Genomic DNA, 24,488 nt, shown 5'->3' with positions numbered 1-24,488 from the left:
AAGGGAGAATGCCAACGCATTCTCCCTTTTTTATTCTTCTTAATTGATAAGGCTTTAGTAAACCGTATCAACCTTAACGTCTTTCTCCACCAGCCACTTCACAGTTTCACCGTCTCTCAGCTCAACCGCAACATCAACAGGCTTTTCGCTATCGATCTCTAACTGCCATACAAACGCCACTTCCCACTGAGTCTCACTATGTGTTCTTAGATCAAGGTCGTCAGCCGTTACTAGCAAGGTATTTGCACCTTGCTTAACAGTCACGCTCTCCACCGCAAGTGTTGCTGGTAGCTGTGAGTCTGACTCTAGGTAGATAGAACCGTGTAGTGTCTTATCTTGAGCTTCTCCAATAGTTGGCATCTTGTTGTGCCAAAGATTACTCTTCATTGTGACTGTAGATGTAGAGACTTCAACTTGGTTATCTTGTTGCCATTCTACTTGTGGTGCAGAACAGCCGGCTAATGCCACAACGCATGCGGCGAATGCTAATTTCTTCATTATTCTTCTACCTTTGATTTAACCAACTTTTTAAAACTTCAATATCGTTTTGGTATTCGTTATTTATTTCATCAACCCAATCTGAAATGTTCTCCCACCACGCAGGCATATCTGGAGATTGGGCTTTCTGAGCAACTTGCTGTATGCGCTTTAGGCCAATGGATCCTGCAGCACCTTTAATCTTATGCGCCTCAGAAACGATACTAGCTTGATCTTTCGCAACCATGTTGGAATTCAATATTTCCATATACTCCGGCATCATATCTTCAAACATCACGATACTATCCAAAACCGGTTTCGGCCCAACAATATCAACATAAGACTCTAGCATATCAATATCAAGCAAAGTGGTATCAACCGGTGAAAGAACAGGCTTACTCACGTCGACTTTATCAATGCTCTCAACCTTCTCCATACCCGCTACTTTCTCAATTACCTCTGGCGCATCTTCGATCAGCTCGCTGATGACATCTTGGATTGCACGAACCGACAATGGTTTACTGATCGCTTCGTCCATGCCTTTCTGGAAGTACTCTTGCTTGTTATTCAATACGTTCGCCGTTAATGCAACCAAAGGCGGCAACTGGCTGTATTTCTCACGGTAGTATTGAGCAATGTCGAAACCTGTCATATCTGGCAGTTGGATGTCCAGTAATACCAAATCATAGTCTTCAGGGTTGAAAGCTATTTGCGCCTCTTTACCCGTCATCACTACTGTCACTTCATGGCCTAAGCTTTCAAGTAGAGAACGAGCCACCGTAATATTGAGCTCAATGTCTTCGACCATAAAGATCTTTAGATTTGATTGCTTTCTTGGCGTCTTAATCAATGCTTGAGTATCGTGATTAACAGGCACACGAATCGAAACCGTAAAGGTACTACCAAAACCCTCTTCACTGGCCACTTCAATGTGGCCATCCATCATATTGATCAGTTGTTGAGATACAGCAAGGCCAATACCGGTACCGACGGCGTGTAGATTGTCCGTTCCCGATTTCACCTGATAGTACATCGCGAAGATCTTCTCGATTTCACTTTCAGGGATACCAATCCCGGTGTCTTCTACTTCCATCGTGATGTTGGCAAAATCGCCATCAATATCGGCGCTGACTGTCATCACCACACCACCATCTTTAGTGAACTTCATCGCATTACTTACAAGGTTCCACAGTACCTGTCTAAGACGAGTACCATCTACCTCAACAGCAGCAGGGAGATCAGATAATCTTTCGAGATCGAATCTCAATCCTTTCTGCTCAGCCATCAGTGCGGAAATACTTTCGATCTCGACAACGAAATCTTCAAAGTTGATTGGGGTTGGGAATAGCTCAAGCTTACGACGGTCGAACTTATCCATATCGATAATATCGTTGAAGATATTACCTAGTGTCACCGCGCTCACCTTAATGGTTTGCATCTGCTTACGCTGTTCGGTGGTCAGCTGGCTATCGAGCAACATGCGACTCAAGCCAATAATGCCGTTGAGCGGCGTTCTTAACTCGTGACTAATGGTTGAGATAAAGGTGGTCTTATCACGACTGGCTTTTTCTAGCGACTCTTGGTGCTCTTTACGCTCAGTAATATCACGCCCAAAACCCACTAAGCCTAAGTGACGACCGTCTTTACTGTAAAACGGCACTTTACGTAGTTCAAAGTAACTCTTACGCCCGTCAGGGTATTCAAGCCATTGATCATAGGTCAGAGCTTGGTTATCAGAAAAGACTTTTTTATCGGTTTCAACAACTTGCTGGGCTACTTCTTTGCTGTAGACATCCCACGGAGTCAAACCAACCAGCTCTTTTTCTGTTTTACCGGTAAGTTCTTCCACCGCACGGTTACAACCAGAGAACACGCCATCTTCATTGCGATAGTAAATAAGATCAGGAGAAGCGTCGATAAACGAGCGTAACAGTGCGGTACGTTCTGCTAGTTCAAGCTGAGTTCGTTCACGCTGGAACACCTCATTTTCAAGATCTTGCATTGCTTCTGCACGCGCTTCTTCCGCTTTTTCTCGCTCTTCAATTTCTTGATTAAGCTTCTCAATATTAAGCTGAAGTTTATTGTTGAGCTCTTGGTCTCTCTCACGCATATCGCCAAGCTTAGATACTAATTTCGCTAGTCTTTGACGAGATTCTTCCAACTGGTCAACAACCACTGATAGAAAATAAACCGCCCAAGGCGTGATCACTAAACCGAAGAAAACTGAACGGACAATGTCGATATCATCAACATTCCCTTTGAGGGCAAGGGTTATACCGACTTGTACAACAACGGCGAGGGCAACAAGCGCTAGGGCGAGTAAGATAGAAAAGCGGACAATCCCCAGTTTTACGAGTAGATCCACGTAATACTGGGCAAGATTTTTCATGGGTTTCATTTAGCGCTCCATGCGATAAGACTAGCAACATTCTACCCTGTTTGAAGATAGGAGGTAAGCTAGCTACATCACACGCAGCAAGAGATCAGCAGCAATATCGAAGGTTAACCCAATTAATACAAATGCAGAACAAGCCAAAACATACGAGCGTGCGCTAATCTCTGATCTTATAGAGTTAGCGAATTGAGTATGGATGCACCATTGAACGGTTGCGACCATCTGATTTTGCTTGATACAGCGCACTATCAGCCAAGGCAACTGCCGACTCCATTTCATCATCCGGTGTAGGAATGTAAGAGATAATACCAATGCTCACAGTGATGAATTCAGACACCGTCGACTTCTCATGAGCCAGTCCCAATTTAAGGACTTCGTCATGAATACGCTGTGCCACCAGCTGAGCGCCTTCGGTCGTTGTATTCGGCAAAATAAAGCCGAACTCTTCACCACCATAACGAGCCACACAATCAGACGAACGATTCAGCACCTGCTTAAATGCCTGCGAAACCTGTATCAAAGCATCATCGCCTTGCTGGTGTCCGTAAAAATCGTTGTAACCTTTAAAGAAGTCGATATCACACAGCATGATGGTCAGTGGCAACTTCTCACGCACATGATAATGCCACAGTGTCGACAACTGTTCATCAAAGCGGCGTCGGTTGGAAACTTGGGTCAAACTATCCATAAAGCTGAGACGTTCAAGCTCAAGGTTGGCCTCTTCAAGCTTCTGCTCAGCGAGATAACGTTCGGTGATATCACGCGCCATGATCAAAACACCATTAGTACTTGATACTGGATCTCTAAACGGTGATTTCACTACATCGTACCAAGTGTATTCTCCATCACTAGAGACAACCTTATCGATATAGCGTAACGATTTACCATGATGAAGCACTTGATGATCAGTGTCTGAGATACGCATATACATACTATTAGGTACTACGTCTTGTAGGCGTTTACCCACTAGGTCACTGACCTCAGAGATACCAAGCGCCGCCACAAATGGCTTATTGCACGCTTGATAGACCATGTTTTCGTTGAAGATACCAATAGAGTCAGGGCTGGCTTCCAAGATATTTTGCAAGATGGTGTCACGCTGGGCAAGTGCCACTTCGGTATCTTTACGCTTCTCCATTTCGCCACGCAGTTTCTGCTGCATGTCATGCCAATCGGTCACATCATGGCTAATAGATAGCGTGCCGATAGTCTCACCATCTTGGGAAAGCAGTACACTTTGATAAGTTTCGAGTAAACACCCTTTGCCGTCTTGGTCGGTTGTCCACGAACGTTCACTAACACGGCCTTTTAATGCTCCACCAGAAACACTCAAGGTGCCCTCTTCTGGGCGACCGTGCCAAAACTTTTTAAACGAACGATTACTCGCGACCAACTCACCCTTTTGATCTTTCACATAGATCAGCTCAGACAAAGAATCCAAAGCGGTACGAGCAACATTCAGTTCTCGAACTTCTTGGGACAGTTCTTCATTGGTATTTTTATAAGGTGAGGAATGAATCATCCATGCCTGCGTACTTCTAAAATGGAGCTTACGACCAACTAAGTTGATCTTAAACGACTCAAATTCAGAAAGCGCCCACACAGAGACCTGCTCAAAGGCTCGAGAGTTGATGTGATTGGTTAAGTAGTGACGAAAGTTATTTTCGCTTTCCACAGTGGGAAAGCGGAAATTAACACCGATTTGGCGGATACCAAGCAACTGCATCGCTTGGCGATTGGCATAGAGTATTTCGCCACTTCGAACATCAACAAAGTAGAGTGGTGATGGAGTAGCGAGTAAAAGCGTTTCGATATGCGACTGATAACGAGAATAGAGATGCCAGCAGATGAGAGCAATCAGCAATACAACAACGATATAAATACCGTAGCCGTGCGCCTTGTCCCACAACCAAGTCATTACCAGTTCCATTTACTCTCAATCTATACCTTAAAATCTGTGAGGGAAATGTTACCACTATTTGTTGGTTTTATCTGCTGTTACCTACAGTCACCCATTTCTATTAATTGTGCGCGTTTAAAACAGGCAGCGTGTACTCGAATGCAGAGCCAGTTTTGATGCCTTGAGCACCGGTTTTATCGAGCGAACGACCTATTTCAGTCATCGCTAGCCAACGGTTCTCACACCACAAAGGAGAGAGCAAGGTTGGGCGTCTCGCCGCTGAAGAAACACGATGGTAAACCACGTTCGCAGGGGTACGTTGAATGATATCAGTAGCAATGTCGATATACTCTTCAAGGCTTGGGGCTTCTAGCTTTCCAGCCTTCCACGCCTTAGCCATGGTGCTTCCCTCTACTATATGAAGGCCGTGAAGCTTTATACCATCGGTGCCAACGGCTAATACCTTGTCTAAAGTTTCAAGGTTATCCACTTTGGTTTCTTTGGGTAGGCCAACAATAAGGTGGGTACATACCTTGATACCTAAAGCGCGAGCGCGCTGGGTGATCGTTTCATACACCGCAAAATCGTGGCCTCGGTTAATTCGCTTGAGGGTTTTATCATTGGCGGTTTGTAGGCCGAGCTCGAGCCAAATCTCATAGCCTTGTTTAACGTAGCCCGCTAACAGATCCAACACGGCATCAGGCACGCAGTCTGGCCTTGTGCCAACACAAAGACCAACGATCTCTGCACCTGGTGCTTTTAGCGCCTCTTCATACATATTCTTAAGCACTTGCACCTCAGCATAAGTGCTAGTGTAGGCCTGAAAGTAAGCCAGATATTTTTTGGCACGAGCAATCTCACCCGCACGATCTTTTAGCTGGTCAGCAATACTTTGAATTTGAGTTTGTTCATCGGCAAAGGAAGCCACGTTACAAAACGTGCAACCTCCACGGCCAATTGTCCCATCTCGGTTTGGGCAGCTGAAACCACCATGAAGCGTCAGCTTGTGAACCTTCTCACCGTAACGGCGTTGAAGATCTTGGCCGATTGTATTGACCAGCTCGTGTAATTGCATATTTTCAAAGCACTCAAGTAAATAAGAATGAATATCAGTCTTTTTTTTGAAAAAAAATTACATCCCTGCAAAATTCGACCAATTAGTTTACTCAAGGCTTTTTGCGAGCAACCTAACAAATATCAATAAACATGCAAAAAATTGGCTCTATTTGCCTAATGTTGCACATTTGTTAGGCATTAAATTCAAAATAAAACGAAAAAAATGGTCTACATGGGTCAACTTTCATTGCAATTCGCCTAAACAAAATTGTAGGATACTTACACATATTGGCTATTTTTGAGTATTTACTTACAACGAAAACTTGCTGATAAGTCGGTGATATCCATATCCCACCTATATAAACCACTAGTTTGTGGTTAAAAATAAACGGATATCACTAAGGATTGTTTTTCTCGCAATACTTTTCCTGCGAGATACGGAAAGGATTCAAACCGCCAGCATAGGCAGGTTTAGACCCATAAATATAAAAGGACAAGGCTGACTTTATACAAATAAGTTGCGCCTAGATTTAACTGGAAGGATGTATCTATGGTAGATCAAGAGCAGAACTCACAGGGTCTGTATACTCCTGAATTGGAGCATGACGCTTGTGGTATCGGTTTTGTTGCACATCTAAAGAATCGCAAATCTCATGATGTAGTAACTCAAGCACTCGATATGCTTGCACGTATGGAACACCGTGGCGGCCAAGGCTGCGATCCGTGTTCTGGTGATGGTGCGGGTATCCTGCTACAGAAGCCGCACGAATTCTTACTAGAAGAAGCCGTAAAGCTTGGAATTAAGCTGCCATCTTTTGAAAAATATGGTGTTGGTGTTGTACTTTTCCCTAAAGATGAACACAAACGTGCACAGTGTCGTGACATTCTAGAACGCAATGCACAACGCCTTGAGTTAGAAGTAATCGGTTACCGTGAACTTCCAACTGACAATTCAATGATTGGTGCTGACCCACTAAGCACTGAACCTCAATTTGAACACGTATTTATCTCTGGCGGCCCTGGTATTACTCCAGAAGAGCTTGAGCGCAAACTGTACGTTCTACGTAACTACACCGTTCGCGTGTGTCTAGAAAGCGTTTCAAATATCGGTGATGACTTCTACATCAACTCTATGTCTTACAAGACATTGGTGTACAAAGGTCAGCTAACAACTGAACAAGTTCCTCAGTACTTCCTAGACCTGCAAAACCCAACCATGGTAACAGCTCTAGCACTAGTACACTCTCGCTTCTCTACCAATACATTCCCACGTTGGCGTCTAGCTCAGCCTTTCCGTTACATCGCACATAACGGCGAAATCAATACGGTTCGCGGCAACCTGAACTGGATGAAAGCACGTGAAGCAATCCTAGAATCGGATCTGTTTACACAAGCTGAAATCGACATGCTGCTTCCTATCTGTCAGGAAGGTAGCTCGGATTCATCAAACTTCGATATGGCGCTTGAGCTACTTGTTCTTTCAGGTCGTACTCTGCCACACGCACTGATGATGATGATCCCGGAAGCATGGCAAGAAAACAAAAACATGGACCCAACTCGTCGCGCGTTCTACCAGTACCACGCGAACGTAATGGAACCATGGGATGGCCCAGCATCTGTATGTTTCACCGATGGTGTTCAAGTAGGTGCGACACTTGACCGTAACGGTCTACGTCCTTCTCGCTACACAGTAACGAAAGACGACTTCCTAGTGATGGCGTCTGAGTCTGGTGTTGTTGAGATTGCACCTGAAAACGTTGAGTACCGTGGTCGTCTACAGCCTGGTCGTATCTTCGTTGCTGATCTTGAGCAAGGCCGCATCATTTCTGATGAAGAAGTGAAAGATAGTATTGCTAAAGCACAACCTTACGAAAAGTGGGTTGAAGAGAACCTTCTGAGCCTGAAAAAGCTACCAGATGCGAGCAACGAATTTAGCCAACCTTCTCCAGAGAAACTTCTCCACAAACAACAATCGTTTGGTGTGAGCTCTGAAGAAGTTAACGAAATCATTTTACCTCTTGCGAAAACGGGCTACGAGCCACTTTCTGCAATGGGTGCCGACTGGCCGCTAGCGATTCTTTCTCACCAATCGCAGCACCTTTCAAACTACTTCAAACAGTTGTTTGCACAAGTAACTAACCCGCCGATCGACCCGATTCGTGAGCGTATGGTTATGTCTCTGAACACTTACCTAGGTAAAGATCAGAACCTACTTGCTGAAACACCTGAACACTGTCAAAAAGTAGAGCTTGAGTCTCCTGTACTTTCTAACTCAGAGCTAGAAAAACTGCGTGCAATCGATAACGAGCACCTTCAAGCGAAGACGCTGGATATCGTATTCCAAGCAAATGGCGACCAAGGTAAGTTAGAGCGTGCACTTAAGCGTATCTGCCAATACGCGGAAGACGCAGTGATTGATGGTTACTCTATCATCCTACTGACAGACCGTGCGGTTAACTCTAACCACGCCGCTATTCCAGCAATGCTGGCCGTTGGTGCGGTTCACCACCACCTAATTCGTAAAGGCCTACGTGCTAAGTGTGACATCGTTGTTGAAACGGGCGACGCTCGTGAGACACACCACTTTGCAACGCTTATCGGTTACGGTGCGAACGCAGTTAACCCATACCTAGTTATTGAAACGATTGTTGAACTGCAACGTACGAAGAAACTAGATCCAAACGTACATCCACGTGAGTTATTCGATAACTACCGTAAAGGTGTCAACGGCGGCCTACTAAAGATTTTCTCTAAGATGGGAATCTCGACGCTGCAGTCTTACCACGGTGCACAAATCTTTGAAGCACTTGGTGTAAGCAAATCAGTGGTTGAAAAATATTTCACCGGTACTGTTTCTCGTATTCAAGGTCTAACGATCGACGACATCGCTCGTGAAGTACTGGTTCGTCACCGTGTTGGTTACCCTGCTCGTGAAATCCCAGCTCAGATCCTTGATGTTGGTGGTGTTTACCAGTGGAAACAACGTGGTGAGAAGCACCTATTCAACCCAGAAACGATTTCTCTACTTCAAGAATCGACGCGTAACAAAGACTACGGTCAGTTCAAGAAGTACGCAAAAGCAGTCGATGACCAAGGCGACAACGCAGCAACGCTACGTAGCCAACTGGATTTCATCAAAAACCCTGCAGGCTCTATTCCTCTAGCAGAAGTAGAACCCATCGAGAACATTCTTAAGCGTTTCGCTACTGGCGCAATGAGCTTTGGTTCAATCTCGCACGAGGCTCACTCAACACTGGCTGTTGCAATGAACCGCATTGGCGCGAAATCAAACTCAGGTGAAGGTGGTGAAGATCCAGCACGTTTCGAACGTAAAGAAAACGGTGACTGGGAACGCTCTGCAATCAAACAAGTGGCTTCTGGTCGCTTTGGTGTAACGTCTTACTACCTATCTAACGCTGATGAGCTGCAGATCAAAATGGCTCAAGGTGCGAAACCAGGCGAAGGTGGTCAACTACCTGGTGATAAGGTTGATGATTGGATCGGTGCAACGCGTCACTCGACTCCAGGCGTAGGTCTTATCTCTCCACCGCCACACCACGATATCTACTCAATCGAAGATTTGGCTCAGCTGATCTACGATCTGAAAAACGCGAACCGTAACGGCCGTGTAAACGTGAAGCTAGTATCGGAAGCGGGCGTAGGTACGATTGCATCGGGTGTAGCAAAAGCGAAAGCTGACGTAGTACTTATCGCAGGTTTTGATGGTGGTACGGGTGCATCACCGATGTCTTCTATCCGTCACACAGGTTTGCCTTGGGAACTGGGTCTAGCAGAAACTCACCAAACGCTACTGAAAAACGGCCTACGTAACCGTATCGTTGTTCAGTCAGATGGTCAGATGAAAACACCACGTGACCTTGCAGTAGCTACGTTACTTGGCGCTGAAGAATGGGGCGTAGCAACAGCAGCATTGGTTGTTGAAGGCTGTATCATGATGCGTAAGTGTCACAAGAATACATGTCCTGTTGGTATCGCAACACAGAACAAGACTCTGCGTGAACGCTTCGATGGCCGCGTAGAAGACGTAGTAACTTTCTTCCAATACATGGCTGAAGGCCTACGTGAAGTAATGGCTGAACTTGGCTTCCGCTCTATCGATGAGATGGTGGGTCAATCGCACAAACTTAAAGTTCGTGATGACATCGGCCACTGGAAGTACAAGAACCTAGATCTAACACCAGTACTGCACATTGAGCAGGCGCGTGCTGAAGATGGTATCTACAACCAGACACAACAAAACCACAACCTAGAAGATGTTCTAGACCGTAAGTTGATTCAAGCTGCGATTCCTGCACTTGAGAAAGGCGAAGCCGTAAATGCGACCTTCCCTATCATCAACACGGACCGCTCTGCGGGTACCATGCTGTCGAACGAAATCTCGAAGGTTTACAAAGACCAAGGTTTACCACAACCGATGAACGTTAAGTTCCACGGTAGTGCTGGCCAATCTTTCGGTGCGTTCCTTGCGAAAGGCGTTAAGTTCGAAGTAGAAGGCGACGCGAACGATTACTGGGGTAAAGGTCTGTCTGGCGGTACTTTGGTACTGTACCCAGATGCGAAATCTTCTATCGTTGCTGAAGATAACATCGTGGTTGGTAACGTATGTTTCTACGGTGCGACTTCAGGTGAATCTTTCATTCGCGGTATGGCTGGCGAACGTTTCTGTGTTCGTAACTCTGGTGCGAAGGTTGTTGTTGAGGGCGTTGGTGACCACGGTTGCGAATACATGACTGGCGGTGTTGCGATTATCCTTGGTTCAACGGGTCGTAACTTTGCTGCGGGTATGAGTGGCGGTGTCGCTTATGTTTGGGATAAAGCGGGCGACTTCGAAACCAAGCTTAACTCTGAACTTGTAGACCTAGATCCAATTGAACAAGAAGATAAAGATCTTCTACTAGATATGCTAACCAAGCACGTTGAATTCACAGGAAGTGAAGTTGCTCAGTCTTTCCTAGACAACTTTGAAGCAAGTGTTGCATCACTAATTAAAGTAATGCCACGCGACTACAAAGCGGTTCTTGAAAAGCGTAAAGCTGAAGCACAACAGGCACAAACGGAAGAAGTGGAGGCAGTATAATGGGTAAGCCTACTGGATTTTTAGAACACGGTCGTGAGCTTCCAAAGAAGCTCGACCCGTCAGTTCGAATTGAAGACAACAAAGAGTTCGTACTTAACGAAGAGTTTGGTGACAAGATCAATACTCAAGCATCTCGTTGTATGGACTGTGGCGTACCTTTCTGTCACAGCGGTTGTCCGATTGGTAACATCATCCCTGAATTCAATGACGCAGTTTACCGTGACAGCTGGGAAGAAGCTTGGAACATCCTAAGCTCAACCAATAACTTCCCTGAATTTACAGGTCGTGTGTGCCCTTCTCCTTGTGAGAGTGCTTGTGTACTAGGTATCAACCAAGACCCAATCACTATCTGTAATATCGAGAAAACGATTGTAGAAACTGCGTACCGTGAAGGGTACGCAAAACCTAAAACACCTCGTTCTCGAACAGGCAAAACTGTCGCTGTTATCGGTTCAGGTCCTGCTGGCCTAGCCGCGGCTGAGCAACTAAACAGTGCTGGTCACTCAGTGACAGTATTTGAACGTGACGAGAAAGTTGGCGGCCTACTGCGTTTCGGTATTCCAGACTTCAAACTAGGTATGGACGTAATTGATCGTAAGATCAATCTAATGGCTGAAGCTGGCGTTGAGTTTAAAGTGAACCAACACATCGGTGTTGATGTTAATGCTCAGCAACTACGTCAAGAGTTTGATGTAGTACTGCTAACAGGTGGTTCTACGGTTCCTCGTGACCTACCAATTCCAGGTCGTGAGCTAAAAGGCGTTCATTTTGCGATGGAATTCCTTGGTCAAAACAACCGTCGTGCCAATGACCTAGACCTTAAAACAGAAGAGATTCACGCTCAAGATAAGCACATTGTGGTTATCGGTGGTGGTGATACTGGTTCTGACTGTGTAGGTACGTCAAACCGTCATAAAGCGGCAAGCATTACTCAGGTAGAGATCATGCCGATCCCACCAGAGAAGCGCCCTGCAAATATGCCTTGGCCTCAATACCCAATGATCATGAAAACAACGACTTCTCACGAAGAAGGTTGTGAACGTCACTGGAACATCTTGACCAAAGAGTTCATCGGTAACGAGCAAGGTCAAGTGACGGGTCTACGTATTGCCGACATCGTTTGGCAAGATGCGAAACCAGGTGAGCGTCCAAGCTTTAATGAAGTGGCGAACACAGAACGTGTTATCCCTTGTGATATGGCATTCCTAGCGATGGGTTTCTTACACCCAGAGCCAACAGGTGTACTAGCTCAACTAGACATTAAACTGGACGAGCGCGGTAACGTTGCTTCTGAAGGTTACGCAACGAACCAGAAAGGTGTTTTCGCTGCTGGTGATATGCGTACAGGTCAGTCTCTAGTCGTGCGTTGTATTAATGAAGGTCGTGAATGTGCAATTGCTATTGATGACTTCTTAATGGGTAACTCAAACTTAGAAGCGAAAGCTGATTCACTCATGCTTTCCGCATAATATTTCTCAGGCTAGCGTCAATGACGTTAGCCTAGAGGAAAAGCAACACCCTTCCTAACTTTTATATTTGGCTAGCACTCGATGCTAGCCTTTTTTCTATCAGCTTTAAGGCTATTGCAACACTATCCCTTTTACACATGTTAAATATCATTAACATTCACCTTTTATATCCCTTTGATATCACTCTACTATTTTAGATTATTACGTGGTTAATCGCGTTTATGCATGATAATTAACCATGAACTTGACCTTAAACACAATTAGCTATACGTTGTAAAGCTGGTGAAAATAAAACCAATCGGTTTTGTTAACACAGCCGATAACGTTTTTAACTGGCTAAAACAAACTATCAGTTTATATAAGAGCAAGTTTATAAAAAATAACAAGTATATGAATAGTTAGTCATTTACTGTCTGGATGACAGAGAAGCAAAAGGGAGAATTGCAATGGCTCTATATGATCCTAGTCTTGAAAAAGACAACTGTGGATTTGGTTTAATAGCGCAAATGGAAGGCCAACCGAGTCATAAGTTGGTACGAACTGCTATTTCAGCCCTCGATCGCATGACACACCGTGGTGGTATTGCTGCGGATGGTAAAACAGGAGATGGCTGTGGCTTATTGCTACAAAAGCCAGACTCTTATCTCAGAATTATTGCAGAAGAAAATAGCTTCAAACTCGGCAAGCAATACGCTGTCGGCATGATTTTCTTCAGCCAAGATCCAATCAAAGCGCAATCCGCGCAAGACATCATCAATAAAGAGCTCGCTCAAGAGACCTTAACCGTTGCAGGTTGGCGCGTAGTGCCGACTAACACAGACGTATTAGGTCCGATTGCCAAAGATTCCGTTCCCAATATTCAACAAGTGTTTATCTCAGCTCCTGCTGGCTGGCGTGAACGCGATATTGAACGACGTCTATACATCGCTCGTCGTAGAATTGAAAAACAGATCACCGAAGACAAAGATTTCTATATTTGCAGCCTTTCGACACAAGTCATGGTTTACAAAGGTCTGTGTATGCCAGCCGATCTTCCGCGATTTTACCTCGATCTTGCAGACTTACGCATGGAGTCTGCAATATGTCTATTCCACCAGCGCTTCTCAACCAACACACAACCACGCTGGCCGCTGGCTCAACCATTCCGCTATTTGGCGCACAATGGTGAAATCAATACGATCGAGGGTAACCGACAGTGGGCCAAGGCTCGTGCTTATAAATTCTCTTCACCGCTGCTTCCAGATTTGCAAACCGCAGCCCCCTTTGTGAATGAGACAGGTTCAGACTCTTCAAGCCTAGATAACATGCTCGATCTGTTCCTTGCTGGTGGTATGGATGTGTTTCGAGCAATGCGTATGCTTGTTCCGCCCGCTTGGCAAAATCACCCAGACATGGACCCAGATCTACGTGCATTTTACGACTTCAACTCCAAGCACATGGAACCGTGGGATGGCCCTGCTGGTATCGTACTTTCAGATGGTCGTTACGCCGCATGTAACCTCGATAGAAATGGACTGCGTCCAGCGCGCTATGTCATTACAAAAGACAACCTAATTACGCTGGCATCTGAAGTTGGTATCTGGAATTACGCACCGGATGAAGTTGCAGAAAAAGGCCGTGTTGGCCCGGGCGAATTACTCGTCATAGATACGCGCCGCGGTAAATTGTGGCAATCTAACGAGATCGACAATGACCTTAAAGGCCGTCATCCCTACAAAGAGTGGATGGAAAAGAACGTTCACAAGCTAACACCATTTTCTGAGCTCGATGATAACCAAGTGGGTAAGCGTAGCTTCGACGATGACACGCTCAAAACCTACCAAAAACAGTTTGCGATGAGCAACGAAGAGTCCGATCAAGTATTACGCGTACTTGGTGACATGGGACAGGAAGCAGTCGGCTCAATGGGCGACGACACGCCAATGGCAGTACTCTCTTCAAAAGAGCGACTAGTCACTGATTACTTCCGTCAGAAGTTTGCACAGGTTACCAATCCACCGATCGATCCTTTGCGTGAAAAGCACGTGATGTCTTTAGCGACCAGTATCGGCCAAGAGATGAACGTGTTCTGTGAAACGGACGGTCACGCCTACCGTGTAACATTCAATTCACCCGTACTGCTTTATTCTGATATGCAACAACTTCTGCAATTAAATCAAAAGCATTATGGCCACGCGATTCTTAGCCTGCACTATGACCCAGCAGAAAAAGATCTCGAAAAAGCCATCAACGACTTGTGTGATCGTGCAGTTCAAGAAGTTCGTGACGGTGCCGTTTTGGTTGTGCTTTCAGACAAAAACTTAGAGAGAGGCAAACTGCCTGTTCCAGCTGCAATGGCTGTCGGTGCCGTGCAAATCAGACTTGCAGACAACAACCTACGATGTGATGCCAATATCGTAGTCGAGACAGCAACTGCTCGAGACCCACACCAGTTCGCAGTTCTACTTGGCTTCGGTGCGACCGCGGTTTATCCATACTTGGCTTATGAAGCATTAGGTAAAATGTTGGATGATGGCTCTTTAGATAAAGACTATCGCGCGGCGATGCAGAACTACCAAAACGGCATCAACAAAGGTCTGTATAAGATCATGTCGAAGATGGGTATTTCAACCATTGCTTCTTACCGATGTTCACAGCTTTTCGAAGCCGTTGGCCTTCATTCTGATGTCGTTGAGCTCTGTTTCCGCGGAGTTACTACACGAATCCAAGGTGCAAGCTTTAGCGATTTCCAACAAGATATTTATAACTTATCTCGTAAAGCGTGGACTAAGCGCAAACCGATCGAACATGGTGGTTTACTGAAATACGTCCATGGCGGTGAATACCACGCTTACAACCCAGATGTAGTCAGTACCTTGCAAACAGCAGTAAAAACAGGCGAAACATCCGACTACCAATCTTTTGCCAAGCAAGTTAATGCTCGTCCTGCAGCGATGCTGCGCGACTTAATGAGCCTCAAAAAAGCCGATCAACCTCTGCCATTAGAACAAGTAGAGCCAAATAGCGATCTCTTTAAGCGATTCGACTCAGCAGCGATGTCGATTGGAGCTTTGAGCCCAGAAGCTCATGAAGCGCTGGCCATGGCGATGAACCGCTTAGGTGGCTATTCTAACTCTGGTGAAGGCGGTGAAGATCCACGACGCTTTGGTACCGACCGTAACTCACGCATCAAACAGATTGCGTCTGGCCGTTTTGGTGTAACGCCACATTACTTAACCAATGCGGATGTTCTACAAATCAAAGTAGCACAAGGGGCGAAACCCGGCGAAGGTGGTCAACTGCCCGGCCATAAAGTCACAGCAGAGATCGCTAAGCTGAGATACTCAGTTCAAGGCGTAACACTGATCTCCCCTCCTCCACATCACGATATTTACTCTATCGAGGATTTGGCTCAGCTGATTTTCGACCTTAAGCAAGTTAACCCTAAAGCCTTGGTTTCTGTGAAGTTAGTGTCCGAACCGGGTGTTGGCACGATTGCAACTGGCGTGGCAAAAGCCTATGCAGATCTGATCACCATTTCAGGCTACGACGGTGGTACCGCGGCAAGCCCACTGACTTCGGTGAAATATGCTGGCTGTCCTTGGGAGCTAGGGTTAGCCGAAACCCAGCAAGCATTGGTTGCTAACGGGCTACGTCATAAAATTCGCCTGCAAGTCGATGGTGGTTTAAAAACTGGCCTCGACGTGATTAAAGGCGCGATTCTAGGCGCTGAAAGCTTTGGTTTTGGTACTGCACCAATGGTCGCAATGGGTTGTAAGTTCTTACGGATTTGCCATCTAAACAACTGTGCAACGGGTGTTGCTACTCAAGATGAAACGCTACGTCGTGAATACTTCAAAGGGCTACCAGACATGGTGGTGAACTATTTTACTGGCCTAGCCGATGAAGTTCGCCAATACCTAGCAGAGCTTGGCGTAGAAAAACTTACAGACCTGATTGGTCGTACAGATCTACTTGAAGCAGTTCAAGGCCTTACTGCGAAACAGAGTAAACTCGATCTATCTTCAATACTCGAAGCTCCGGTATCTCCAGAAGGTCACCCGCTGTTTTGGACCGAGCCAAACGCACCATTTGATAAGGCTCAGCTCAACCAGCAGATCCTTGATGATGCACTCGATGCGATTGAGAAACGTCAATCCACCAGCCTCTACTACAACGTGATCAACACCGATCGCTCAATTGGCGCTCGTATCTCCGGCGAAATTGCCAAACGCTACGGTAACCAAGGCATGGCGGGTTCACCAATCAAATTGTACCTCGACGGTACAGCAGGCCAATCTTTTGCAGTTTGGAACGCAGGCGGAGTAGAGCTTTACCTAACGGGTGATGCCAATGACTATGTAGGCAAAGGCATGGCTGGCGGCAAAGTGGTTATCAAGCCTCACCAAGGCACCACCTTTACTTGTAACGAAGCGACCATCATAGGCAACACTTGTCTGTATGGCGCAACCGGAGGCAAGCTATTTGCTGCCGGTACTGCAGGCGAACGATTTGGTGTACGTAACTCAGGCACGGTTGCTGTGATTGAAGGTGCGGGTGACAACGCCTGTGAATACATGACAGGCGGTATTGTTGCCATTCTTGGCGCAACCGGAGTGAACTTCGGCGCAGGTATGACGGGGGGCTTCGCTTATGTCATGGATAAGAACGAAGACTTCCAAGGTCGGGTGAACAACGAGTCGGTTGAAGCGCTTTCTCTGTCTGACCTATTTATCCACCAAGAACATCTGCGTGGCTTAATTGCAGAGCACTTAGAAGAAACAGGCTCAGTACACGCTGAAGCTATTCTGGCGAACTTTGATGAATGGATTCCGAAGTTCTACCTAGTGAAGCCAAAGACGGCGGATCTAAACACCTTGCTCGGCCACCAAAGCCGCAGCTCAGCTGAACTTCGTGTTCAAGCGCAATAATTGGAAGGAGCCAATAATGAGCCAGAATGTATACCAATTTATTGATGTGAATCGCGTAGACCCAGCGAAGAAACCAATCAAGATACGTAAGATTGAGTTTGTAGAGATCTACGAACCTTTCACTAAACAGCAAGCGAAAGCGCAAGCAGACCGTTGTTTAGACTGTGGTAACCCATACTGTGAATGGAAATGTCCGGTTCACAACTACATCCCTCAGTGGCTTAAGCTTGCCAATGAAGGACGCATTATCGAAGCGGCTGAACTGTCTCACCAGACCAACAGCCTGCCTGAGGTATGTGGTCGAGTTTGCCCTCAAGACCGCTTGTGTGAAGGCTCTTGTACCCTCAATGATGATTTTGGTGCCGTCACCATAGGTAACATTGAAAAGTACATTACCGACAAAGCCTTTGAGATGGGCTGGAAGCCTGACATGTCTCATGTTGAGTGGACAGACAAAAAGGTCGCCATCATCGGGGCGGGGCCTGCTGGTCTAGCAGCGGCTGATATCCTAGTTCGTAATGGCGTTAAGGCCGTTGTGTTTGATCGTTACCCAGAGATCGGTGGCCTCCTAACGTTTGGTATCCCTTCGTTCAAACTTGAGAAAGGCATCATGGAAAACCGTCGCCGCATCTTTAGCGAGATGGGTGTTGAGTTCCAAATGAATACCGAAGTTGGCAAAGATGTACAACTTCAGCAATTGGTCGATGATTACGATGCTGTATTCCTAGGTGTCGGTACCTACAAAAACATGCGTGCAGGTTTAGACAACGAAGATGCACCAGGCGTTTATGATGCCCTGCCTTTCCTAATCTCTAACACCTACAAGGTAATGGATTTAGATAACCCAACGCCATTCATCGACATGAAAGGCAAAAAAGTGGTCGTGCTTGGTGGTGGTGATACCGCGATGGACTGTGTCCGAACCTCGATTCGTCAACACGCTGCTAATGTTGTTTGTGCTTATCGCCGAGATGAGGCGAACATGCCAGGCTCTCGTCGCGAAGTGAAAAATGCGAAAGAAGAAGGCGTGAAGTTCATGTTTAACCTTCAACCATTAGCACTGGAAACCGACTCATCAGGTCACGTTACCGGCGTCAAAGTGGTGAAAACAGCCTTGGGTGAACCGGATGATGCAGGACGTCGTCGTCCTGAGCCCGTTGAAGGCAGTGAGCATGTTCTTGAGGCTGATGCCGTAATCATGGCATTTGGTTTCCAACCTCATGCAATGAAATGGCTAGAACCTTTTGGTGTAGAACTCGACCAATGGGGGCGTATCAAGGCTCCCGGACAACAAGAATTTCAATATCAAACCACCAACAGCAAGATCTTTGCTGGTGGTGATGCGGTTCGAGGATCTGACTTAGTCGTGACCGCTATCGATGAAGGTCGTAAAGCAGCTGAAGGGATATTAGATTACCTAGAAGTGTGACTAATAGTTTCCTTTATTACTCAAGCCGTTACTATAAAAAAGGATCCTCATATGGATCCTTTTTTAAGTTCGATACGTTTACTAACGGCATAACAAAAAATACGTAAAACAATCGCAAATTAACGAATACCGAGAACTACAATTAAAACTAAAACTCGCCATAGGAAACACTATGAAAAAAGCCGCTCTCCTCTCGCTATCTCTTTTCACTTTAACCGCTTGCAGCCAAGGAATCACAGATATGAAAGACAGAACCTCATCACCTTGTGGTAACAAACCCAATTGCGTATCAACACAAGATGGCCGTGAGCAACATGCTTTAGCTGCATTTGAGTTATCAGATTCAGCAAGCTTGGATGCGATTGAGCAGGTTGCGCTAACCTTACCAGGTTCGAAAACCGCGAGTAAAACAGAAGATTACCTGCGTGTGGAATGTACTTCTCGCATCATGCGCTTTGTCGATGACTTAGAACTAAAAATCACTGGTGACAAACTGATCGTGCGTTCAGAGTCTCGTACTGGCCATTCTGATTTTGGCGTAAACCGAAAACGTGCTGAACAACTTCGTACTAGCTTGAAAAGCGAAGGCTTAATCAAATAGATAAAAGAATACGCAGATAAATCGCTGCTATTCGGATGAGAAGTGCCTCTGAGCAGTCGCTCGACACTTCTTATCCATGCTACAATTTCGCTCTACTGTTTAAATATTATTTATTAAGAGACTACACATGAAAATCGGCATCATTGGCGCAATGGAGCAAGAAGTTGCGATCCTAAAAGCAGCAATTTCAGACATTACTGAAGTTAATAAAGGCGGTTGTACCTTTTTCTCTGGTCAGCTAAATGGTGTTGACGTTGTTTTGCTTCAATCTGGCATTGGTAAAGTAGCAGCGGCTGTTGGTACTTCAATCCTACTAAGCGAATACCAACCAGACGTAGTACTAAACACGGGCTCTGCTGGCGGTTTTGATTCAACACTGAACCTTGGCGATGTGGTTATCTCTACAGAAGTTCGTCACCACGATGCAGACGTTACGGCCTTCGGTTACGAAATCGGCCAAATGGCAGGTCAACCTGCAGCGTTCAAAGCAGACGACAAGCTGATGGCCGTTGCTGAGCAAGCACTAGCACAAATGGAAGATAAGCATGCGGTTCGCGGTCTTATCTGTACTGGCGACGCATTTGTTTGCACAGCAGAACGCCAAGAGTTCATCCGCAAGCACTTCCCATCTGTCGTTGCTGTAGAGATGGAAGCATCGGCTATCGCTCAAGCTTGTCACCAGTTCCAAGTACCATTCGTGGTTGTTCGTGCGATCTCTGACGTTGCAGACAAAGAATCACCAATGAGCTTCGAAGAGTTCCTGCCACTCGCAGCGCAAAGTTCTTCTGAAATGGTTATCAAAATGGTTGCCCTACTAAAGTAAGCGACTAGACATGCAAACACTGTTTGATCAGGTATTTGCAAATGGCGTGCTCCTTGTGATGTGGGGAGCACTGCTTTTTCATTTAATTTTACCTATCCCCCATGCCGCACACCCCACGACCTTATGGCATAAGTTTGCTGAGCTTTTAGCAAGCAAGGTTAATAATAACCACAACTACTCCCAAAGCTTAATCTCAGGCACATTAGCCTGGGGGTTAATGGTACTGCCGACTCTGGTTATTCTATTGGCTCTGCAACCATTGGTTTGGCAATCTCAACTGTTTGAATTAGCACTGTTATTACTCGCGATTGATTGGCGTAATAATGAAAAGCTGACTAACCAACTGATCAAAGCACTTAGCCGAGAAGATAAAGCGGCCGCTCGCCAGTTACTGGCTCCGATTGTCAATCGTCAGACTGAATCACTTTCATCACTTGGCCTAGGCAAAGCCGCCACAGAAACCATCATCATGGGTTACGCTCGTAACGTGGTTTGTGTATTGTTCTGGTACGCCATTGGTGGTGGAGTCGCCGCGTTAATGTATCGCCTTGTGGTCGAGTTAGCTCGAGCTTGGTCACCAAGTCGCAAGCGATTTTCTCCATTTGGCTCAACGGCTATCAAGATCGTCGTTATCCTAGAATTTATACCGATGCGTTTGTTTGCTTTGATGATCGCATGTGGTGATAAAGCAACACACACATTTAAGATGATGCTAGTCCAAAGTCGCTCTTGGCCACGGCCCGGCCCTGCATGGTTAATCACAGCCGTTGGCAACAAGCTTGAACTATCATTGGGTGGCCCTGCCATTTACGACAACACCAAAGCCATTCGCGCAAAATTAGGTGGAAGAATCGCCCCATCAGCCCTGCATCTGTCTCAGGTTCAGAAACTACTATTTGGCCGCATCGCTATCTGGATATTTTTACAAAGCCTAGCCTTACTATTTGTTCACCAAGGGATTTAGAGTGAAACCTTCAGCACTTGTTACAAGCCTTACTATTTTGTCTTCCAGCTTATGGCTGCCTTTATCATTTGCAGAAGAAACACCACTGACTCCAAAAAACGTACAGCCAGCTCAACGCGTGGTCAGCCTTGCTCCTCACGCCACTGAACTCGCGTACAGCGCTGGTTTAGGCGACAACCTTATCGCGGTAAGTGAACGAAGTGATTACCCACCACAAGCAGATCAGCTTGAAAAAGTGGCAAACTATCAAGGCATCAAGGTTGAGAAGATCATCGCACTTCAGCCTGATTTGATTCTTGCGTGGCCAGCCGGAAATCCGCCCAGAGAACTGGCGAAACTAGAGCAATTTGGTTTTAATATTTACTACTCCAAAACCAAAAGCCTAGACAGTATCGCAACCAATATTGAACAACTGAGCCAATACGCTAGCGATCCAAGTATTGGCGAAAATAACGCTCAGCAATACAGAGAGCAGCTCAACGCTTTAAAACTAAAATACAAAGATGCTGAGCCAGTAAACTACTTCTACCAACTCAGTGAGAAGCCGATCATCACTGTTGCTCAAGGGCACTGGCCAAGTGAGGTGTTTGAGTTTTGTGGTGGCCACAATATTTTTGAAGACAGTGCTTCCCCCTATCCGCAAGTTGGTATTGAACAAGTTGTATTAAGAAAACCGCAAGTGATCTTCACTTCTCAGCACGCGATTGAGAATGGAACCATGTGGCAAACATGGCAAGATGAGATCCCAGCAGTTGTTCAAAATCAGATTTGGTCACTCAATTCTGACTGGATTAATCGCCCGACAACGAGAACTTTGAAAGCGATCCAACAAGTGTGCGATATCTTCGATAGAGCTAGGCAAAATCACTAACTATTTGCTGCGTTTTTTCGTACAATTCGCCACCGACCTGTCCCTATAATTTTAACTATAAGAGCACCAGTATCATGGACTCCATGCTGCTTTATATTATCGATTTATTTGGCACTGCCATCTTTGCCGTCTCAGGCGTATTTGTCGCTGGCCGTCTTAAGATGGACCCCTTTGGCGTAGCCGTTCTAGGCAGTGTTACCGCAATTGGTGGCGGTACAATTCGAGACATGGCTCTGGGCGCGACTCCCGTATTTTGGATCACCGATACCACCTACCTTTGGGTCATCATCATCACCTGTTTGCTGACCATGATTATTGTAAGACGCCCGAAACGTCTCGCTTGGTGGATATTGCCGGTATGTGATGCGATTGGCCTAGCGGTGTTTGTTGGCATTGGTGTAGAAAAAGCGCTTATCTATCAAGATTCAGCACTAGTGGCCATCATCATGGGTGTCATCACCGGTTGTGGTGGCGGTATTATCCGCGACGTGCTTGCTCGTGAAGTGCCAATGATTCTAAGAAGTGAAGTCTACGCGACCGCTTGTATCATTGGTGGCACTTTCCACACCATGGCGATCAGCATGGGGCACGACTCAGAAACTGCATTTCTAGCCGGCGTATTCTCAACACTATTGATCAGGCTTGGCGCCATTCGTTGGCATTTATCATTGCCGACCTTCGCCATCAAATAGACCATTACCAAATATTAAGAAAGGCTCCGCAAAGGAGCCTTTCTTAATTTGAGCTCCCCCAACACAATTATTATGCTCTCGCGTTATACGTGCGAGCATAACTAAAAATACCTAACTTGGTTCAAAGCTTTAGTTTCAAGTCTAGAGAATGGATTACGTTTCAGGTAAGTTGACACAATCATTCCCAACTTTCATGAATATAACCCAATGCTACTCGAAGGAATCGAAACTCTACTGGTATTGAGTAAAGCAAAGACCATGAGCCGCACAGGCAGTTTGCTTTATATCAGCCAATCAGCGGTCAGCAAACGGATTGCGAATTTAGAAAAGAAGCTAGGTAAAAAGCTCATTGAACCGAGTGGCCGACAGATAAAACTCACGCCGGATGCAATTGCATTAATCGAGAGTATTGGCCCTACATTCAATGAACTTCGTGGTCTTATTTATGAACAGCAAGAGTTGGAAGATACCACTCTCATTACTTTAGATAGCTCTAAGTCGCTGATAGCGGGTTATTTAGGTGAAATGATGGGGCAATTTATCCAACAAGATAAGTACATCACCATTACCACCAACCACACGCCGAGAATCATAGAGCGAGTACAATCTGGCAAGGCGACTTTGGGGTTGTGTGCTGGCTTACTGCCACCTCATCATGGTTTGATGGCATTCCACCTGTTTAATGAGCCGTTTTACATAGTGAGTAAGTCACCGCTAACGGAGCTTCCCCCATTGGTGATTACCAACGATATGACCAATCCTGCCAACTCTTATCAGCTCTCTGTATTAGAGAAGTTTGGTATTAAACCCTTGATGGAGATGGATGCTTATACCGCAGCTGCGCAACTTGCACTTGGTGGAACTGGACCAGCCTTAATCCCGCTCTCTATCGTAAAGACGCTCAATATTGAGTCTCAATACCTATTTAGCTTTCAAGAACTAGAAGGCCTTATTCGACCGATTCATATCTGTGTCAGACCAAATAGCTATCAGTCTCCACGAGTTAAAACACTGATAGAATCCATTGTTGATGCTGTTCCCAAAGCAGTTTAGACGCCATTAGCATCGACATTACGATCACAAGGGGGCGAATCCATTTCTGCCCTTTTGTCACCACTACTTTAGCGCCAAGCTGGGCGCCCATAAAGCCGCCGACCGCCATCACTAATCCCAGCTCCCAAATTGGCAAGCCTGCTAAAATAAAGAAAATCAAGGCTGCTATATTCGAAGTGAAGTTAAGTACCTTGGTGCGCGCAGTAGCATCGACTAACGAGAAATGACCAATCGCAACAAAGCAGACGGTGAAGATAGAGCCTGTTCCTGGGCCAAAGAAGCCATCATAGAACCCCACGCCACCACCTACACACAGAGCAAACATCGCCTCAGAGATCTTCTGTTTACCCTCAGACGCTCTGGTTTGTGGTGCTAACAGGAAATAGAGAGAGATAGCGATAAGCAGCAACGGTATCACACTAGTCAGTAGGCTCGCATCAATGTGCTGGACTAACTCGGCGCCAATGGCAGAGCCAATAAAGGTACAAAAGATCGCGAGGCGCATCTCTTTAATACTGACTATACCGTTACGCACGAAATACCAACTTGCAGAGAAACTGCCAAATGAGCTTTGGAGTTTATTCGTTGCTAGCGCCTGTGTTGGTGGAACTCCAGCCGCGAGCAATGCAGGTAGAGTCAGTAACCCACCACCGCCAGCCATTGCATCGATAAAGCCTGCTGCCGTTGCAACAACAAACAAGATAGCCAATATTTCTAGAGTGATTTCCATATACCCAGCGCCTTAAATTC

At 46.0% G+C, this 24,488-nt stretch carries 15 protein-coding genes; 10 read left to right on the top strand and 5 right to left on the bottom strand.

The features are described 5' to 3' along the window. Window positions 1-54: 54 nt before the first annotated feature. From OCV56_RS02520 to OCV56_RS02505, 4 genes are all read right to left on the bottom strand, one after another. Complete coding sequence (locus tag OCV56_RS02520) at window positions 55-498, bottom strand: hypothetical protein (RefSeq protein ID WP_086712425.1); 444 nt, start codon at window positions 496-498, stop codon at window positions 55-57. Window positions 499-505: 7 nt separating this feature from the next. Then, on the bottom strand, window positions 506-2,875 hold the full coding sequence (gene arcB, locus OCV56_RS02515; protein WP_150330780.1) for an aerobic respiration two-component sensor histidine kinase ArcB: 2,370 nt from the start codon (window positions 2,873-2,875) through the stop codon (window positions 506-508). 175 nt (window positions 2,876-3,050) lie between these two features. Further along, entirely contained in the window at window positions 3,051-4,802 is a 1,752-nt protein-coding gene (locus tag OCV56_RS02510) for a sensor domain-containing diguanylate cyclase (protein ID WP_086714208.1), read from the bottom strand. A gap of 91 nt (window positions 4,803-4,893) precedes the next feature. Continuing rightward, window positions 4,894-5,847, bottom strand: a complete 954-nt coding sequence (locus OCV56_RS02505) for a TIGR01212 family radical SAM protein (protein WP_086714209.1) — start codon at window positions 5,845-5,847, stop codon at window positions 4,894-4,896. Window positions 5,848-6,378: 531 nt separating this feature from the next. On the opposite strand from OCV56_RS02505, the gene gltB (OCV56_RS02500) reads away from it, so the two are divergent. From gltB (OCV56_RS02500) to OCV56_RS02455, 10 genes are all read left to right on the top strand, one after another. Next, complete coding sequence (gene gltB / locus OCV56_RS02500) at window positions 6,379-10,926, top strand: glutamate synthase large subunit (protein ID WP_086714210.1); 4,548 nt, start codon at window positions 6,379-6,381, stop codon at window positions 10,924-10,926. Beyond that, complete coding sequence (locus tag OCV56_RS02495; protein ID WP_086714211.1) at window positions 10,926-12,395, top strand: glutamate synthase subunit beta; 1,470 nt, start codon at window positions 10,926-10,928, stop codon at window positions 12,393-12,395. The genes gltB (OCV56_RS02500) and OCV56_RS02495 overlap by 1 nt, the downstream gene beginning before the upstream one ends. A gap of 446 nt (window positions 12,396-12,841) precedes the next feature. Beyond that, entirely contained in the window at window positions 12,842-17,305 is a 4,464-nt protein-coding gene (gene gltB / locus OCV56_RS02490) for a glutamate synthase large subunit (protein WP_086714212.1), read from the top strand. Window positions 17,306-17,321: 16 nt separating this feature from the next. After that, complete coding sequence (locus OCV56_RS02485) at window positions 17,322-18,734, top strand: FAD-dependent oxidoreductase (protein WP_086714213.1); 1,413 nt, start codon at window positions 17,322-17,324, stop codon at window positions 18,732-18,734. 172 nt (window positions 18,735-18,906) lie between these two features. Next, on the top strand, window positions 18,907-19,335 hold the full coding sequence (locus OCV56_RS02480; RefSeq protein WP_086714214.1) for a DUF1499 domain-containing protein: 429 nt from the start codon (window positions 18,907-18,909) through the stop codon (window positions 19,333-19,335). A 127-nt stretch (window positions 19,336-19,462) separates the two neighbouring features. Next, entirely contained in the window at window positions 19,463-20,158 is a 696-nt protein-coding gene (gene mtnN, locus OCV56_RS02475; protein ID WP_012603226.1) for a 5'-methylthioadenosine/S-adenosylhomocysteine nucleosidase, read from the top strand. A gap of 10 nt (window positions 20,159-20,168) precedes the next feature. Next, window positions 20,169-21,122, top strand: a complete 954-nt coding sequence (locus OCV56_RS02470; protein WP_086714215.1) for a cobalamin biosynthesis family protein — start codon at window positions 20,169-20,171, stop codon at window positions 21,120-21,122. 1 nt (window position 21,123) lies between these two features. Then, window positions 21,124-21,993: a vitamin B12 ABC transporter substrate-binding protein BtuF gene (gene btuF / locus OCV56_RS02465; protein ID WP_086714216.1), complete on the top strand. Its 870-nt coding sequence runs from the start codon at window positions 21,124-21,126 to the stop codon at window positions 21,991-21,993. Between the two features lie 74 nt (window positions 21,994-22,067). Next, entirely contained in the window at window positions 22,068-22,685 is a 618-nt protein-coding gene (locus OCV56_RS02460; RefSeq protein ID WP_017062893.1) for a TRIC cation channel family protein, read from the top strand. A 207-nt stretch (window positions 22,686-22,892) separates the two neighbouring features. After that, a complete protein-coding gene (locus OCV56_RS02455; protein WP_086714217.1) occupies window positions 22,893-23,738 on the top strand; it encodes a LysR family transcriptional regulator in 846 nt (281 codons plus the stop codon). On the opposite strand, the gene OCV56_RS02450 is transcribed toward OCV56_RS02455, so the two are convergent. Next, window positions 23,689-24,468, bottom strand: a complete 780-nt coding sequence (locus OCV56_RS02450; RefSeq protein WP_010434762.1) for a TSUP family transporter — start codon at window positions 24,466-24,468, stop codon at window positions 23,689-23,691. The genes OCV56_RS02455 and OCV56_RS02450 overlap by 50 nt on opposite strands. Window positions 24,469-24,488 lie beyond the last annotated feature (20 nt).

It is taken from the genome of Vibrio gigantis (assembly GCF_024347515.1).
Taxonomy (GTDB): Bacteria; Pseudomonadota; Gammaproteobacteria; order Enterobacterales; family Vibrionaceae; genus Vibrio; species Vibrio gigantis.
This window is presented reverse-complemented; position numbering and strand designations above follow the sequence as displayed.